This window comes from Nostoc sp. TCL26-01 (assembly GCF_013393945.1).
Taxonomy (GTDB): Bacteria; Cyanobacteriota; Cyanobacteriia; order Cyanobacteriales; family Nostocaceae; genus Trichormus.
Map to the genome: position 1 here is coordinate 31,978 of NZ_CP040301.1, position 16,735 is coordinate 48,712.

At 39.3% G+C, this 16,735-nt stretch carries 15 protein-coding genes; 7 read left to right on the forward strand and 8 right to left on the reverse strand.

The window, feature by feature from the left end; translation table 11 throughout:
- The first annotated feature begins 191 nt into the window (after nt 1-191).
- The 5 genes from FD725_RS31465 (at nt 192) to FD725_RS31485 (ending at nt 9,646) form a co-directional block, all read left to right on the forward strand.
- Nucleotides 192-1,460, forward strand: coding sequence for a MerR family DNA-binding transcriptional regulator (locus FD725_RS31465; RefSeq protein WP_179052110.1), 1,269 nt, complete (start codon nt 192-194; stop codon nt 1,458-1,460).
- Nucleotides 1,457-4,666 (forward strand): hypothetical protein, encoded by a 3,210-nt coding sequence (locus FD725_RS31470; RefSeq protein ID WP_179052096.1) that lies wholly within the window; start codon nt 1,457-1,459, stop codon nt 4,664-4,666. The genes FD725_RS31465 and FD725_RS31470 overlap by 4 nt, the downstream gene beginning before the upstream one ends.
- Nucleotides 4,667-4,708: 42 nt before the next feature.
- Nucleotides 4,709-7,711, forward strand: a complete 3,003-nt coding sequence (locus tag FD725_RS31475; RefSeq protein WP_179052097.1) for a pPIWI_RE module domain-containing protein — start codon at nt 4,709-4,711, stop codon at nt 7,709-7,711.
- A gap of 501 nt (nt 7,712-8,212) precedes the next feature.
- Nucleotides 8,213-8,599: a four helix bundle protein gene (locus tag FD725_RS31480; RefSeq protein ID WP_179052098.1), complete on the forward strand. Its 387-nt coding sequence runs from the start codon at nt 8,213-8,215 to the stop codon at nt 8,597-8,599.
- 54 nt (nt 8,600-8,653) lie between these two features.
- Nucleotides 8,654-9,646 (forward strand): tyrosine-type recombinase/integrase, encoded by a 993-nt coding sequence (locus FD725_RS31485; RefSeq protein WP_179052099.1) that lies wholly within the window; start codon nt 8,654-8,656, stop codon nt 9,644-9,646.
- 15 nt (nt 9,647-9,661) lie between these two features.
- On the opposite strand, the gene FD725_RS31490 is transcribed toward FD725_RS31485, so the two are convergent.
- The 5 genes from FD725_RS31490 to FD725_RS31510 all read right to left on the reverse strand — a co-directional run bounded on the left by FD725_RS31490 (nt 9,662) and on the right by FD725_RS31510 (nt 12,522).
- Entirely contained in the window at nt 9,662-10,204 is a 543-nt protein-coding gene (locus FD725_RS31490; RefSeq protein WP_179052100.1) for a hypothetical protein, read from the reverse strand.
- Nucleotides 10,201-10,695 carry a DUF4365 domain-containing protein gene (locus FD725_RS31495; RefSeq protein WP_103140933.1) on the reverse strand — a complete coding sequence of 165 codons (495 nt, stop codon included), beginning with the start codon at nt 10,693-10,695 and terminating at the stop codon, nt 10,201-10,203. Before FD725_RS31495 ends, FD725_RS31490 begins: the two co-directional genes overlap by 4 nt.
- Before the next feature lie 61 nt (nt 10,696-10,756).
- Nucleotides 10,757-11,803, reverse strand: coding sequence for a mevalonate kinase (locus FD725_RS31500; RefSeq protein WP_179052101.1), 1,047 nt, complete (start codon nt 11,801-11,803; stop codon nt 10,757-10,759).
- A 275-nt stretch (nt 11,804-12,078) separates the two neighbouring features.
- The gene (locus FD725_RS31505; protein ID WP_256872049.1) at nt 12,079-12,192 is read right to left on the reverse strand and encodes a type I restriction enzyme endonuclease domain-containing protein; all 114 of its coding nucleotides are present in this window, start codon (nt 12,190-12,192) and stop codon (nt 12,079-12,081) included.
- 96 nt (nt 12,193-12,288) lie between these two features.
- A complete protein-coding gene (locus tag FD725_RS31510) occupies nt 12,289-12,522 on the reverse strand; it encodes a Nif11-like leader peptide family natural product precursor (protein ID WP_179052102.1) in 234 nt (77 codons plus the stop codon).
- A 455-nt stretch (nt 12,523-12,977) separates the two neighbouring features.
- Between FD725_RS31510 and FD725_RS31515 the strand changes: the two genes are divergently transcribed.
- Together FD725_RS31515 and FD725_RS31520 are read left to right on the forward strand one after the other, a co-directional pair.
- Nucleotides 12,978-13,463, forward strand: coding sequence for a PIN domain-containing protein (locus tag FD725_RS31515; RefSeq protein WP_179052103.1), 486 nt, complete (start codon nt 12,978-12,980; stop codon nt 13,461-13,463).
- Entirely contained in the window at nt 13,447-13,671 is a 225-nt protein-coding gene (locus tag FD725_RS31520) for a hypothetical protein (RefSeq protein ID WP_179052112.1), read from the forward strand. The genes FD725_RS31515 and FD725_RS31520 overlap by 17 nt, the downstream gene beginning before the upstream one ends.
- Before the next feature lie 198 nt (nt 13,672-13,869).
- Here the strand turns inward: FD725_RS31520 and FD725_RS31525 are convergent, their stop codons facing one another.
- From FD725_RS31525 to FD725_RS31535, 3 genes are read right to left on the reverse strand one after another with little or no spacing between them, the layout of a single operon-like run.
- Nucleotides 13,870-14,493, reverse strand: a complete 624-nt coding sequence (locus FD725_RS31525; protein ID WP_179052104.1) for a PAP/fibrillin family protein — start codon at nt 14,491-14,493, stop codon at nt 13,870-13,872.
- Between the two features lie 56 nt (nt 14,494-14,549).
- Nucleotides 14,550-14,885 carry a hypothetical protein gene (locus FD725_RS31530; RefSeq protein WP_179052105.1) on the reverse strand — a complete coding sequence of 112 codons (336 nt, stop codon included), beginning with the start codon at nt 14,883-14,885 and terminating at the stop codon, nt 14,550-14,552.
- Entirely contained in the window at nt 14,882-15,475 is a 594-nt protein-coding gene (locus FD725_RS31535) for a ParA family protein (protein ID WP_179052106.1), read from the reverse strand. Before FD725_RS31535 ends, FD725_RS31530 begins: the two co-directional genes overlap by 4 nt.
- Nucleotides 15,476-16,735: the final 1,260 nt, after the last annotated feature.

Here is a 16,735-nt window from a genome sequence, read left to right on the forward strand (position 1 = left end):
TTAAGAGATAGGACTTACGCAGCGCGCTTCAGAAGGATAAGGAGTGCATCAAGGTTTTTTTGAAGAACCAGAAGCCTTTATATATAAGTTATCCAACCCCACTTCTGGATATTATCATATTTGCTTGCATAGGCTTGCATAGGTAAAGCTAAATAATGCTATAGTGAAAAACAAGAATTGAGGAAAAACCAATTTCAGAGTATGTCAGCCCAAAAGAGGCAGCACGACGACTGGGAGTAAGCGTAGACTCCTTGAGACGATGGGAAGCTGCGGGCAAAATTAAGGCAATCCGAACCCCATCTGGGCAGAGAAGATTTGACATTAACTCCTACGTGCCAGGCGATAAACCTGATACAAAGCCAAAGGCAAGCTCAAAAAATGTCAAGACAACAGATGAACCAACCCTGCGTCAGATAGCTAAGGGAATAGTTCAGTATGCACAACAAATGCAAAAGCTAAAACTTTTCCCTTACCCAGCAGTTTTGCAACTGGGAGTAGAAAAATTACAAGCTAATTGTGTAATGCAAAGTAAAACCCAACCTCAAGGGGTTCCAGATTTCCTCAGTAACTGGGCGGAACATCCTATTAGAGATTGGACTATTGAAATTAACTGTCCAGAAGAGTGGAAAGATGTTCAATTTGTTGAAGACCAAAAGCCTAGTGGTTTTTGTATTGAGTTAGATGGGTCATATATTAACGAAGCCGAGCGAATTCAAAAAGAGGTGATGGAAGAAGTTTTTAGAAAATCTGCACAAGACCCAAACTTATATATAGAGTTTCGCCGTTTACTTGTTAGCAACCCTGTGATCACAAAAGGAGAGCGAGATGTAAAAGCAGTTCTGCAACTCAAGCCATTACAAAAGGTCTTAGAAGATAGTTATGAAGAAGCTCCAGCTTCTTACAAAAAACAGGGGAAGTTTTATTGCTGTGGTCACTGTAGCGGGTTAATGCATCGGACTGTGGACAATCAATTAAAGTGTGAAAACAAACACTGTGCTAAACAAAAAAAAGCTCCAGTTCCTTTTGAATGTGATAAAGATGACCAAGTTTTATGGCTGAAAAAAGGGCTGCGATATTTTATTCATCGACCAGGGTATGCAGAACTAAGAATAGAAAAACGTATGAGGGAGTTAGGATTAGAAGTAACTCTCTATCCAGATTTTGATAAATACGACCTGCATATTGTCTTTCCTGATAAAACAGTCTGGGCAGTTGACGTAAAGTTTTGGGAATCTGCATATAACTTAGCTAAGAAGGTTAACGAGCCTATTCCTAGACTTCCCCATCAGCCATACCACGAAGCATTTTTTGTATTTGCTGATGAAATTAGAGAGTATGGAGACGAGTATATTCAAGAGTTTATAAATCACTGTCCAGTTAAATTAAAAAAGTCTCAGGCAATGTTTGAAGGGACTTTTATAAAAGCAGTTGAGAAAAAATTAAAAATTTGTCAATTATGAGAAATACAAAAGAATGGCGGACTCGACTAATCAAAGAAGGATTAGACGAGAATTTATGTGATGTAGAGTTAGGACTGTACTTATTAAGTTCTTTAGTTCCTAATGCTCCCGCAAGTAGTCTATGGGTATTGCTGACTGGTTATCCTTTCTCTATTCCAGAATCCAAAAGCTGGAGTCAGTTGCAACATAAAATGTATGCCTCTGGGCGTTATCTATTAACAGAGTATAGAAGACCTTATGTATGGTCAGAAGCACTGAATAATTATCGTAATTTGGCCACAGACCAGCGGGGCTATGAAGTATCTGAATCTTTAAAAGAGTTTAAAATCAATAGCAATATAACAATTGCCAATTTTAGATTTGACGTATATGCCAAAACATTAAAAAATCCTATCCCATTATATAAAAGACGCGAAATAAAATGGGCAGAAGCTGACCAGACATATAAGTGTGAAGTAAATGGAATCATAGAAACAATTACAATCCCTTCTGCTCTTGTAAAGTCTCCGCCAAACGGACACAATTTAAGTGGTAAATCCCTACGAGAGCCACTTTGTATAACTTGGATAGAGCTAGAAGATACCGCAGCATGGATGGATAGACAATGTAGTAAGCGGGGGCTAAAATCCCACTGGAAAACATGGATAAAGAATGTCAAATTACAGGTTTTTAATGATAATGATTGTTTAGTCCAAGTTGAAGCTCTAACCATCAACAAGATGATGCATCTAGTAGGGATGGTATCATCAGGCAAATCCAACTTAATGAAAGTCCTGGCAGTTTGGGCAGCAAGAAAAAGATTACACATCACGTTAATCGTAGGAGATATCCTTCAAATTTTTGAATTGGCTAAGACTTTTGCTGATGTAGGAGTAACCGATGTTGCCCCCATTTTAGGAAATTCAAACAGAAAGAGTCATATTAATCGATTACATCAAGCTGTTTATAATAACCATCCTGAAGAACCATTCAATCAAGCACATCCCGGCTTTAAATGGATAAGTAATAATTGCTTGTTGAGCGGTCTGGTTAACCCTGAAATGTCAAAACCGTTTGAAATAGGCAAACAACCTTGTCTCTCTCTACAACTTATTAAAAAATCAGAATCAACAGACCTAGAAAATAATGAGGCAGATGATAAACAGTCAGAGTCACGAAAAGTGAAAATGGCTTGTCCTGCTTACAGCGTATGCTCTTACCATCAAAAGGAACGAGATTTAGTAAAAGGTTCCATCTGGATTGCTACACCGGGAAGTCTAATTTATAGTAGGTTGCCACAGCAGATAAATCAAGAAAGCTTACTTTATACTGAGTTGGTCTGGAGGCGTAGTGACTTAGTAATTGTGGATGAAGTAGACCAATATCAAGCTTATCTAGATAAGGCATTTAGCCCAGAGCAAACATTACGCCGACCAACAAGAGATGCTTGGTTAGATGAAGTTTTGCAAAAGGTTGAAGCTGAATTGGTACGTCAAAATTCTCAACCACTTAGCAAAAAAATCGTCAGCGATTGGTGGGATGCTTCTCAACAAGCTAAACGAGTCACAGACCAAATTTATTGGATGTTAGGAGGGGACTATCCTGAATTATCTCAATGGCAAAATAGTAAAAAATATTTTACAGATTGGTTGCTATTGCGAGAAGTTGCTATTGATTTAGCCGGAACAGAAAATGCCGAGAATTTAATGAAGGATATATTTGAACCTTATATAAATAATCTAGACAATGACAAGGATTTACTTTTTACCCTCACTCATAAAGCCATTGGTAAGAAAAATTCCCTTATTGAGTGGGTCAAGAAACAAGCCACTATTCCTTTAGAACCACAGAAGATTCAAGAAATTGCCGTTAAATTAGAGTTTGCATTATTAGTCTGCGTTCTACAAAACAAACTTTACTTTATGATGCGTCACTGGAGGCAAGTACAAGATACCCTCAAACTAGAAGCAGAAGATTCAATGTGGTTTCAAGCACCACCCGCAGACTACAACGCAATAATTCCCGCGATGCCAATGGGAAATCAGTTGGCATTCCAGTATCACAAATCTTATAAAGAACAGTTAGGAAGTCTGCGGTTTTTTCGTTGTACGGGTGTTGGTCGTTGGTCACTTCTACATTTCAATGATTTGTTCGCCAGTGACAACATAGCAAGTCCGCATATATTGCTGATGTCAGGAACAAGTTGGGCGGGTAAATCTCCGGCATACCACGTTGATGTACCAGTAACCGGAGTCCTGTCACCAAATACTAATAAGGGATTTTCAATCTCCTCTGAGTTTTTACCGTTATACGATGAGCAAAATCGACCAATCTTTGTATCAGGAACAGGGGATAAAAAACAGAAGAACTTGGAGAAAATTGTCACGAAGTTAGTAGAGGAAGAATATTTAGAACAGAAACTAATAGACCTTAAAGGACGAAAAATACTGTTGGTAGTTAATAGCTATGAACAAGTAAAAATAGTCCACGAACATTTAGTTCGTCTAGGGTGGGGAAATCGAGTTATAGCTTTAACAAGAGATGATAATAAATCTGAATGGCTAGATGATGATTCAGAGAATGAAAGTCATAACACATTGCAAAGAGGACGAGTATCTGAGTTTGCCAATAAACCTGACAAGGTAATTCTAATAGCCCCGCTAAAAGCGATAGAGCGTGGTCACAATATTGTTGATGAGAAAGGAATGGCAGTAATTGGGGCAGCTTACTTCTTGGTTTTACCACACCCAAGTCCTGATGACCTCAGCTATGCAATTCACTCCATAAATCGTTGGGCAATTGAAAATTACAAAACATTTGAGGAAGAAAATCTGGAAGACTTAGGTAATAATTTTCGAGACACAGCTTATCGTCAATGGTTGCGGTTGCTACACCTACCAGTAAGGCTAAGAACTCTTGATGAGAAAAACTTACCTGCTATGCATTGGGATATTGCTGTTTCACTTTGGCAGGTAGTAGGTCGGCTTATTCGCGGCAGTAGTAATGCAGAACTCTTTTGGTGCGATGCCAAGTTTGGGCTTAATGTTGCACAGATAAATGAACAAGAGGATACCCCTTCAACAAGTATCCTTATTGGCATCCGAGATTTGCTACAACCTTATTTTGAGGAGGATGATCTTCAGATTACCCAACGGGATAGGCAGATAGTTCAAGCTCTTTATCGCCCATTTTATGAAGCGATCGCCAAAACTAAAAATCTTTTCTGACGTTCTTCGTAAACATCTCACAAATTACAAATAATTTGATTTATGTCATCACCTAAATACAACAAAGTCCGCTTGTGTGCCTTCCGACTCAAACACAACTTACCCGCTAAAAATTTTTATGCACTGAAGTTTCCAGAAACAGTCAAAGATTCATTAAAAAATCTTGTAGCCGAGAGAGATAGCCGCCCTAAAGATAAAGTTGGTATTCCCATCACATCACTCAATGAAGCTCTACGGGCAAGTATCCCTGGTTTAATTTACATTGGTAAAATTTGGGATAAAAATTGGTTATATAGTCTAGTTGAAATTCCAATAGATAAATTATCAGTAATTTTCTCTCATTGGCTAGATACTGAGTTTCCAGATGAACACCCAAACAAGCGCAAGAAAGGGATAACCTTTGACCAACGACAAGCTGTAATGCAGCAACTGTCGAACCCTAACAATTTCAAGTGGGAAATGGTGACTCTAGAAACGGAATTATGGAAAAAATATGCTAATGGAACCGCCAATATTACTGAAAATGCAGATGGATTTATCCTATTGCCTGATATTCTAGCAACGCAACTGAGTGACCCAAACTTAAAGTTCAAATTAAGTGATGAAACAATTCAGTTCTATCGCTGTGCGCCAATAGAAGGAGCAGGAGCAGAGTTGATATCTTGGCCTCCGCTATCGTACACAGAAAACAAACATACTTACTATTACTCAATAGTTCTGACTTTGAAAGTACAAACGGTTCCATTCCAGCCATATCCTCAACTGCAATGTGATATGAGTATCCGGCGGTGGTGCAGTAGAAATGATACTGGTTTGCTACCAGGGCAAGCTAGTTCTGTGTATATTCGTACCAAGCTTCAATGGGGTGAGGGATTAAATCCTTACGGTTATACCGAATACTTTCAAGTCGCTCCACTGGTATGGAAAGGAGAGCCTAAGTGGAATAATAACTTAGCTGGGTTATTAGCTCAATTCAACCCGCTTCCATATACCCCAGAGCAAATTTTAGCTAATCCCACACAAGCACTTAATTTCTCAAATATTCCTAACATTTGTGTTACCTACAAAGATGGGATAATTCCAGGTCATAAAGTAGGTAAAGGATTGCCACCAACCAACCGTCGTCAATTAGCTGAACAAATAGCATTGTTGTTAAAAAATGATTGGGAACTAATAGAAGATGAGCGGTTTAATTATCAAATAAATACTAAGCAATCTGCTCAAATATTTGATTTACCCAAGCCTGATGGTACATCTTGGACTATGGGTATCCCAAAAATAAAAAAAGCGGAATCAGAGGAGCAATTTAAAGATAGGTACGATAAATTTTTAAAAAAACAAGAATTAGAGAGAGATAAACTTAAAAGTAAATATAATGTTTCCGAGGAGCAATTTAAAGCTAGGTACGAAAAACTTTTAATAAAACAGGAATCAGAGAGAAATACTTTTCATAAAAAAGAAGATGAAACAGATGAAGAATTTAAAATTAGATACGATAATTTATTAGAAGAATTTACAGAAAAACTCCGCTCAGAGAGTAAAAGACTTTGTGAAGCCATACGTAACTGTATTGGCAAAGAGCTAACCATCGAAATTTGGTATATTAATGAGTCAACACGGGATGCACTTATAAAAGCAATATGGTATTGCCTGGGGTTGAAGACAGCGACAACGGGTATTCATAATTTCCCAGATATAGATTTGACTGTAACTATACGCACGCAAGAAATAGGTAAATTAGCAGAACGTTTAGCTTTATCTACAGATAAAACAAAAAAACCAACTTCCAAACAACGAGAAGAAGCTATTAAGAGTAGAAAAGCTGAAGTAGCAAAAACTGTTAATCAAATGCAACCTGTCACAGGGAAAGTAGGGGTATTAGTTGAACTTTATGGCGAAAACCATTGGAAACCTGAATGGACAGACCCCCTAGCAGCTATTCGCTTAGGCTTTGTTCAAGAGAAAATTGACAGGGTATCTAAGTTTCTTGTCCCTGAACATGAGGAATTAAAAAAGGAATATGAAAAGACAGCAAAAGATAAAGGAAGAGAGTTAAACAGGCACGAACAGAATGAAATTAATAGATTACAAGAAGAGCTACCACAGAAAGCCATAACATCTTTTTTAGACCTACTCCGGTCGCTGGGAGTACAGATAGCTCCACCTCGTATAGTTATTCCATCAGCAATTCTTCCTGAACCTCTTACTTATGTAGGTTTATGGTTGGTTAATCGCACTTCTAAAACCAGCGCGCATGGGAAACAACAACTCATCCCAGTTATGGTGAAAATGCGTTCTGACTCTCAAACAATTGAAGCTACTTTTAACGGTCTATCTGATTGGATACCCTACGATGAAGCTTTAAGAAAGATAAACTCAAAAGGAACATCTATTACAGGAGATAACAACGAGTTAAAAAAGGAGATAAAAGGATTTATCAAACGAATGCTGCAAACCAAAGAGTTAAGGGGTAAAGATACATTACTACTCTGTGATGCTCAAAATATCCGAAGGTATTGGACATGGCTACAAGATACACAAATATCTCAAGATGGGATAGTTTTTGGCACTGAATCTCCTCAAATGATGTCAAAACTTCGCGTAGTTCGGGTACGCCAAGATGGAGAAACTCCAGAATGGTATGCTCTGCATGATCAAGAGAAACAGAAGGTGAAGTTGTTTGATAATTTGCTGGAACTTGAACAAATAAGTGTAGCGACAGAGGGACTATTTAATACGAACAGCAATGAACGTATATTTCTTAGTATTGGGCAAAAGTCTAATACAATGCCAAAGGAAAAACGAGATTTCAGTAAATTGGATAAACCTCAACTCCACTGGTCAAACCCTGCAATACTTGAGTTAGTAGTGGCTTGCATACAACCAAAAGATGAACCTTGGCATTGGGCAGTATTGACGCATGAATTGCGTCGGATGGCATTGCAATACAAAGACACCTTAGCTCGTCCAATTGTTCTTCACCTAGCAGCGCAGATGGGAGATTATGTTTTGATGGTGGATGAAGATTCTTCAGAAGACGAATAAATGTCATCTCATAGCTTGATCAAAGCAAAAACATGGGCTTGAGTAAGCCCAAAACAAGGGTAGCTGTCGCCAGAGCCAGCTGCTCAAAATTGATATCACTCACTGATAGCAATGATTTATCAACCAGGGGTATAGAAGCAAGTACAGACGATTTTGATAGCAGTATTGCTATCAACTATTGTCATCCCTACCTCTGCTCAACACACCCTGGAACACCCTAACCCCAAAAGATGGATGATGGTGTTCGTTACTGTCACCTCTCTGCTCTTTGACCGTCAGATCACGTACTGACTCGTCAATCCTTACACTTTTATCGAAGAAAATTTCTCCCTATCACCCTCTTCAATTGTCAATTATCTGACAAATACTTTTCAAACTCCTCCCTCACCTGTGTCAGGACATAGTGCGACAATACATTTTTTCGCACCACTGAGAGTAATAAACACCTTGATTCAACTAAGATGGAAAGCAGAGGTGCAGAGATGCAGGGGAGCAGGGGAGATGGAAAGAGAAGCAATTAAGAATCACAAAGATTTAAGGGTTTATCAAACAGCTTTTGATGCTGCGATGAAAATATTTGAGGTGTCTAAAAAGTTTCTTGTTGAGGAACGATATTCACTGACTGACCAAATTCGTCGGTCGTCGCGGTCTGTATGTGCCAATTTTGCAGAAGCATGGCGAAAACGTCGATACGAAGCGGCATTTGTTGCCAAGCTGAATGATTGTGAGGCTGAAGCGGCTGAAACTCAGACTTGGATTGAATTTGCTGTTAAATGCAATTACATAAATGTTGAAATTGGTAGAGAACTTTATGGTACTTACAACCGCGTTTTATCTGGTTTGGTGACTATGATTAACAACCCAACACCTTGGTTGATAAAGCGTTAAACCTCCCTTGCCTCCCCTGCTCCCCCTGCTTCCCCTGCCCCCCCTGCTAAAACCATGACACCGATCCACCCTGAAAATCTTAGTGTTCTAGAAAATTCACTGGCGTTAGCGATCGGCGAGGACTTTTCTTTAGAGAATGACCCCGATGTAATTGGGCAGTTGATTGGAGATAAGCGATCGCTCAACACCAAGCGCGAATACCAGAAAGACCTGAAAGATTTTTTCTTATTCGTTGCCAAAAAAGAACCCAGCCGCGACTTAGTTCTAGAGTTTCTGCACCTGGAACAGCGTCACGCGGTTGCTGTGGTTCTTAAGTACAAAGCGCACCTGATCAAGAAAAAGCTGGCTGAAGCTACGGTGAACCGTCGCCTTAGTGCTATCAAGTCAATGGTGGAGATGGGGCGACGGCTGGGAGTTTGCAATTTCCATGTCGATGATGTCAAAGGTGAAAGGGTCGAAACCTACCGGGACACTACAGGTATTTCCGCTACTGACTATGCCCAAGTTATAGCACTGGTTGACCAGAACACCCTTAAGGGCAAGCGTGACTATGCCATTCTGCGGTTACTTTGGGATAATGGCTTGCGCCGCAATGAGATAGTCAACTTAAATGTGAGTGATTTTAACCCCAAGGAGAAAACGCTTTTTATTCTGGGTAAGGGCAAGGGTAGCCAGAAGGATATTCTTGACCTATCGGATAAAACTGCATTGGCGATCGCCGACTGGATTAAGGCAAGTAAGAAAAAACGTGGTGATAATCCGCTTTTTACTGTGCTGGCCTATCACAAAAATGGAGCAAGATTAACCGGGGAGGCAATGAGGCGATTGGTGGATGGGTTATGTAAGGAAGCCGGAATTACTAAGAAGATGTCACCCCATCGCATCCGCCACAGTGCGATTACTACAGTTTTGGATCTCAATAATGGCAACTATCGTGCTACCCAGCGATTCAGCAGACACGCCCAAGTGCAGACGGTATTGAAATATGATGATAACCGCCAGCGTTTACAAAAGCAGATGAGTGACTCAATATCAGAACTTATTTAGTAAATATCTAAAAATTTAGATATTGTCAATTTGAAAATTTCGAGGATTTCTCAGAAGAAAATGATTGTCAACTTTGACTAAATCACCTGTGCAGTGAATCCGTAAACGTTCCTGGTAAGCTTTAATAGCTAAGATATAATCATGGTCAGCAAGCGAGGTTTTAATCTCTTGCAATCTCTCAAAAATTGTCCCAAATAAAGTAATCTCTCCACTCAATTTATCAATAGAAGGAGTAGCAATTTGCATGACTACACCTTGTACATGGAAATTGGGATAATTAGTAATAAATTCGCTTAATATATCAACTTGGTCACGATTTTCTACTGCTGATAATGTTTTCAATATATCGCTGATTCTTTCAGCATAATCTCCTAAATTATGTTCTAGAGGTAGTAAGATTTCATATTCAGGAGCCGCATCTTTTTTTAGTCGCCAAATTGAACCAGCATCATTATAAATACGTCCTGTCTCGTGCCAGCCTGTTGCTTGCAAGTGTGCCTGTATCACTTCAGGGTTAACGGTTTTGAGGATTTGACTGTCTTTAATAGTAACTTTCATGGCAATCCTCCAAAACTAATACGTTGAATGATGGCTTGGAGTGCATCAGGTGTCAACTGATTACTACGGGGTATTTCAATAGTAACATTGGTTGTGTTTTCGGTGTCTGGCATCCCGCGCAAGGATATCCAGTAAGCACAATATCGAAGACATAGTTCTTCTTCTGTTTGTTTTATCCAATCTGTTATTTTTTCGGGAACTAAAACAACTACTAAGATTCGAGGGACAAGAGCATTGATTTTTAAATCATTATAATTTTTGAGATTGAGGGGATATTTAATATAGTTTTCCTCAAGAATCTCTCTGGCTGTACATTTTAGTTGTAGTTCTAGTCTAGGAGAAAGGATTTTACCTGTGCCACCTCTGCTAACTATGCCTAAATCTACGCTGTCGTTATCAACTTCTGGTCTATATAAAGAATAACCTGCAACGGCGGCGATGGCTCTAACATAGGTGATACTAAATTGTTCTTTTTGTTGATTAATATCCATTAACTTAGAAATTACAACGGGCAGCTTAATGCTTTTATTTCAGTTAATTTAATCATACGGGTCATCTTGAAATAGTTAACTGTAACGCTTGCATTTGTGGAAAATCGCGCTGAATAATTTCGATAGCTTTTGTTTGACTTTCTTGAGAGTTAACAATCAGTTGTGCAGTACCATCACCCTGAGAACCAACGCCTTTTCCTCCAAAGATGTAAGGAAAAAGAGGCTCGTGATTTAGAAGGAGATGCAGCTTCTTTGCAGTTAATTCTTCTGGACAAGCCGGAACTACGTACTGATCAAATTCAGCTTGGGCTTTTGTCATTAAAGCCCCAAGAAGTTGGGCATCTCCGAGTTGTATGGCTTCAACTGCCGTTTGGGTAATTTCCGCGCTAATGGAACCCAAATATTTTTGAACATTTTCCCCTATTGGATTAGTAGCTACTGGATAACACTCATTCAATCGTCTGAGTATTTCTTGTGTGTCCTTGCTGCTTCCGAGATCCACAATTACAAAAAACAAATCTTTGCTAACTGTAAGCTCTCTGATGTTGATTTGTTCCCCATCAAATATCATCAAGATTGGGCGATTTCCATAAGCACAAGCCTGATCCATCCGACCACAAAGACTAGGGGTGGTTCTTTCTCCTTGGTATGCCAACTCCATTTCTTCCCGAATTGTCATCTTCAAGTCGTACAGACGATTAAATGCTCTCGCCATGAGAACGCAAAAAGCAGCACTTGAAGATAATCCCTTTTGGATGGGTAAGTCGGTTAGATAATTATCAACTTCAAGTCCACCAACACCATAATGAGTAAGAAATTGATAAGCTGTACCAGCAGCATAACTAAAAAAACCGCCCTTTTGAGCCACGCATAAAAGGGTATGAGATTCCATAGGTAATCTGAGCGGTTCATAATGCCTACCATCGTTGAGACAAGGACGAATAATTAACTCAGTTGAATTAGGTTTGATATCGGCATAAATTCCTTGATTAGTACCAACAATTAAGGTATAGCCCTTTTCGATCTTAGGGTTAATCCGCCGATATTCTCCTGCCCAATCGCTGTGTTCTCCAAATAAACAAAGACGACCTGGAACAAAAATTCTCATTTTCAGTTTCCTGTTGTTAATCGGGGTATATGCTATCCTGATTAACTTCAATCAACAAGTGAACAAGAGGATGTTGCCAGTTGAGATAGCTGCAACATGAGCAAATCTTATTGGCGCAGACTAGACCTAACTCCCGCTACCCGTCTCATTAAGCATAAGTGCTTACAGATAATGTAGCTTTCCAATAACGTTCATCATACTCTGCTAGAGAGTAGCATCAATGAAAACATTCATTCAGAAACAAAATACTTCTTGCGGAAGTTGTCATGTGTTAATTAGTAAAGATAATCATATTTCCGCAGCAGACGCTTGACTAACCTTCGTAGATTAGTCTTAACACTCTCTTTCACAGTACAGTCATTGGTGACTTTGCTGCGGATTGTTTGCACACTTGTCAGAGACGCTCGCCTATTATTCGGTTTAATTAAAGTGGAGAATTACTATGTGCATCTATAGTGAAATTCTCTACAGAATTTTGTTTACACTTATCTAGGATGAATGTGTCGTCTAGTTCCCCAGCCTGGATTGATAATGGCTGCCAAATCTTCATCTGATAATTTGCTAATTTCTCTCTCTAGTTCTTCCTTTGAGAAGTCATAGCCACTCTCTTGAGCAATCTTAATAAAGGCTTCTGGGTTCTCTGTTGCTTTTAGTCTTTGTTTTAATGCTTGATTTTCCTTCACCGCCTTTAAAAGTTGGGCAGCATTTTGCTGTGTCATGATAATCTTTCCTGTATTAAATATCAGATTTAAAGGTAGAGCCGGTGCAATTAAAAACAACACCTTAATCTATCTTTATTACTCTATTCTTAACTTGCACGATTTTTATTTATTAGTCTTGTACCATTAGAAAGAACAAATGTGAATCCAAAAGCTGATGTTGATACTATCACCAGAAAATCCTAAAAATTCTTATAGTAGCCACGACCGGGCAATACGCCTGAGCAGTAATGGCTCTCAATTACCTTGCTATTACTTAGCTTGTGACAACCCTGGGTAAGAAATTAATTACTAAGTTTCTTAGTCTGAGGTTTTTGAAAGCCGCATCTCATAACTACCCCAATTCTTGTAAAATCTCCTCAACAGTTGTCTTTAGCTGGGGCAAATTCTGCTCAACCACGCCCAAAACTCGATTTAGTGTTAAGCCGAGATATGGATTCAGATGATTAAACACCATGAGCAAACAATATAAAATCTATCTTGACGCTTGTTGTTTGAATCGTCCGTTTGATGACCAGACACAATCCCGTATTTATTTAGAAGCACAGGCAGTTCTGACAATTCTGAATCAATGTCAATTAGCGACTTGGAAACTTATTAACAGCAGTGCTTTAATCGCCGAATTAAACCAAACACCTAATTTAGAAAGACTACAAAACGTCAAAAAACTACTCGACATTGCTAAAATCAAAGTTATTAATAGTGCCTTCATTGAAAATCGAGCCGCCGAACTCCAAAAATTAGGATTCTCTAGTTATGATGCCGCCCACATCGCCAGCGCAGAAAGAAGTCAGGCTGATGTATTTCTCACAACAGATGACAGACTCTTCAAAAAAGCTCAAAAAAACTCTCAATTAATTAACGTTTTGATTAATAATCCCGTTCAATGGCTGGCATTCGTAATACAAGCCGAGGAAAGCAATGATGAAAACCCAAAATGAAATTATCAAACAGGGCTACGATGCTTTAATCAATTCTTTGGGAATTGCCGATACTATTCGGTTTATTCAATATTTTAGTCCCGGTAAAGGAGACTACACCAAAGAACGTCATCAGTGGCTAGATGAAAAAACTTTGGCGGATGTGTTGGTAGAGATCAAAGAATTATCTGAAGACGACACCAATCAATATGACGAAATTATTGAGTAGCGAAGTTTAGTTAGGGTGCGTTCAAAATGGAAACAAAGAAGTTGCAATCTCACTGCTTTGCCACATTCTCCACCATTTTGAATATTCAAACTTTCAGCTTTTTGCGTACCTGAAATTGCAAAGTGATTGGTATGACGGTGTAGTATTTCTAGTGCGTTGGGTGTCCCATGTCTACCAGAAAGTCCACAAAGCTATCACTCACAGATAATTCTCACGCCGAAACACAAACAAATTCCCAGTTGCACCTCGCCCTACTCTCATTTCTTCGTCTAAGTAAGAAGTTATCCATACAGCCTCATTCCGTAGGAATTCCAGGACTGGGATTTTCAACTCAGGTAAATTCCAACCCGACAACCCCAAGGGTTTTGTTGCTTGTACAGAAAATGAGCTAAAGCTTACCTTGGCGGTTTGCTCATCTGTAGCCCATATCCATACTCCATCAGCTTGCACTTTCCACTCTCCTAGCAGTGGTAAGTCAAAATTGGCACTGTTAGAAGCCAAGATATTTCCGGCATCGCTTGCAACCAACTTTTGCCACACCCGTTTGATTTTAATTCCTCCCCCAAAATTTGGTAGTGATGCAAGGGGGCGTGTAACTACTGTACCCCTGGAGGCGTACAACAATTGCCAGTCCCCAAGTAGCAAAGGGAGATGCTTGGGATTAAGTGGGTGTTCTGTTGGATTGAGACTCTCCAACTGCCGCACAATTTCATCTATTGATTCTTCTGTTGATGGAAATAAGGCTTGCTGCAACCCTAATACTTCTACTCGTTGCAGTAGTTCGGTTTTTAAGGAAAGTCTTGTTGCGTCATCCTTGATCATTTGACAATTTAAGTATTCAGATTTTTGGGTATTCAGATTTTTAAGTACGCAAAAACTCAACTACGCGATTTCAGCCACTCGTCTAGAAGTTCTTGAATTAACTCGCTAAACTCCTGCTTTTGAGCATTTTGACTTTCTTTAAGTAGTTCAATTTTGACTGCTGTGTGTGTGTCTTTGCGGATGTAAGCAGTTACCTGTTCGTAATTGGAGTCAGAGCGTTTGCCTTTTGGTCGTCCCCGTTTTGCTTCAGTTTGAGGTTCAGTAACTGTTTTGGGCTGTAAATTTTGGAACTGTCGCGCCTCTGGTTTTTGAGTTTCTAACTCCTGGCTAGGTTGTTCTGGCTCTGCTTCACCACTCTTAACCGCATCTAAAAGACCTTTAAACTTACTCACTTCATCACCTCTTGACCTATACCTTGGTAATCCCGCCATGCCATCTTGGCCCGTTGATCTGCAACTTTGTTAACTGGTACACCAGCTAACGCCGCTTTTTGAAAAGCAACTGCGTCACGGATACTCCCTTTAAATACGGGTAATCCAGCCTCAGTCAACATCTCTCTTGCTTCCTCTCCATCCCGTCTTGGTTTAGGTGGAACGCGGGTAATGAGAACCCGAAATTGGTCAGCGCCTAGTAATTTAAGAACATTGACAGTTTGCATGAGGGCATCAAGTGATAAGGCATCAGGGGTAGTAGGAAGAATTAGCAAATCACACCCAGATGCTAGTGCTTCCAAATCTTCCTGCTCCGGTCGTGCTTGGGTATCGATGACAATGTGCTGGTAATTTTTGGCAAATTTGGCAGCTTGTCTTTCATCAATCACCTTAAAAGGTAAATCACCTCGCTTTGACCAACCACTAGCTGAGCGGTTTGGGTCGCCGTCAATCAAAAGCGTTTCTCCTTTAGTTTGTAAATAAGTAGCCAGGTGGACTGCTGTTGTCGTTTTGCCCACGCCTCCTTTAAATGAGGCAACTGTAATAATCATGGTGACATCTCAATTTGTAAGTATTTAAAATTCTGATTATTTGAAAGTTTAAATATTTGAGTACGCAAAAACTTGAAAGTTGGATGCTACAAATATACCAGTTTAAGCAATACTTTCAAGTATTAAGTATTTAGATTTTTAAATATTTGAGTACGCAAAAACTTGAAAGTCCGATTAGTGAATGGAGGTGTCTGTTGTAGACGGAAATCGCCTAACATAGACTTTAATCAATGCCTATCTCTAATTATCAAGTCTTTAATTATAGGTTTTAGGCACAAGTAAGCAAAAACTAAGCAACGAAATTTTCTCAATTTCACCAAATCATTATTTATTCAGGCTTATGGGAGCCAGTGCTGTGTACCCTTCTTGCGAGGTAATGGCATCCCTATTTGAGATAACAAAATAACAAATACGCAAATTAACTTAGTATTATTGGTGATAAGTAAAAAGACGAGTAAATTTTGTCAATACGTCCTTACGTGCTTTCAACCTCGCACTAGGGCAATAGGACTTGGTTTAAAATTTAACTTCACATACATGGATATCAAGTTGTCATCAGTAGAAGATTAAAGTGCGAACTCAAACCCTGATGGAGTTACTCTATTAAAGCCTGGAATACTCCCAATTAATCGGTTTCTCCACAACGAATAGACTGTGGGTTAGTCTGCTAACCCACACACAATCGCTAAACAACCCACAAGTTATTAACAAGAGCCTTTCGCACAATTGTTGATGGCGTGCGTTCGTATAGCTACTGGCTGATTTGCAGTTCAATTGCTGGCTTCAGGAGTGGATCAAAACAAAGGAAATACAGGAAAACTACATAGATATCAGTTTTCTTCATAGTTTTTTTATATAAATTTTACTGATAATCAGAGAAAATACCGTTGTTATGATATTGCTTTTTTACATAAAAGGGTATCTCTTTCATGGCAACTAACTCTGTTGAACATACCTATGTTTCGGCTAGTGTCATTGATATGAAAGATGCAACTGGGACAAAACTCGGCTGCAACTCACTAGTACTGGCAACTTAAGAACATTCAAGACCCCCTCAATCGAACCACGCAATTTATCTATAGTGCTAATGGCTATGTGAGCAAGATTAGGACTTTGGGAAACAAAAATTACAAGTATAGCTATGACAGCTAGGGGTGGCTGCTGAACCAAATTGATCCTGCGAATTAGACAATCGCACTTAATTATTTAGCGCTGACAATTAACTGTTGACTACAAAACCCAACTTAGAAGAATTTCACG

Coding starts and splice junctions, on each gene's coding strand:
- FD725_RS31470 (WP_179052096.1), top strand. CDS start 1,457: ATGAGAAATACAAAAGAATGGCGGACTCGACTAATCAAAGAAGGATTA.
- FD725_RS31475 (WP_179052097.1), top strand. CDS start 4,709: ATGTCATCACCTAAATACAACAAAGTCCGCTTGTGTGCCTTCCGACTC.
- FD725_RS31480 (WP_179052098.1), top strand. CDS start 8,213: ATGGAAAGAGAAGCAATTAAGAATCACAAAGATTTAAGGGTTTATCAA.
- FD725_RS31485 (WP_179052099.1), top strand. CDS start 8,654: ATGACACCGATCCACCCTGAAAATCTTAGTGTTCTAGAAAATTCACTG.
- FD725_RS31490 (WP_179052100.1), bottom strand. CDS start 10,204: ATGAAAGTTACTATTAAAGACAGTCAAATCCTCAAAACCGTTAACCCT.
- FD725_RS31495 (WP_103140933.1), bottom strand. CDS start 10,695: ATGGATATTAATCAACAAAAAGAACAATTTAGTATCACCTATGTTAGA.
- FD725_RS31500 (WP_179052101.1), bottom strand. CDS start 11,803: ATGAGAATTTTTGTTCCAGGTCGTCTTTGTTTATTTGGAGAACACAGC.
- FD725_RS31510 (WP_179052102.1), bottom strand. CDS start 12,522: ATGACACAGCAAAATGCTGCCCAACTTTTAAAGGCGGTGAAGGAAAAT.
- FD725_RS31515 (WP_179052103.1), top strand. CDS start 12,978: ATGAGCAAACAATATAAAATCTATCTTGACGCTTGTTGTTTGAATCGT.
- FD725_RS31520 (WP_179052112.1), top strand. CDS start 13,447: ATGAAAACCCAAAATGAAATTATCAAACAGGGCTACGATGCTTTAATC.
- FD725_RS31525 (WP_179052104.1), bottom strand. CDS start 14,493: ATGATCAAGGATGACGCAACAAGACTTTCCTTAAAAACCGAACTACTG.
- FD725_RS31535 (WP_179052106.1), bottom strand. CDS start 15,475: ATGATTATTACAGTTGCCTCATTTAAAGGAGGCGTGGGCAAAACGACA.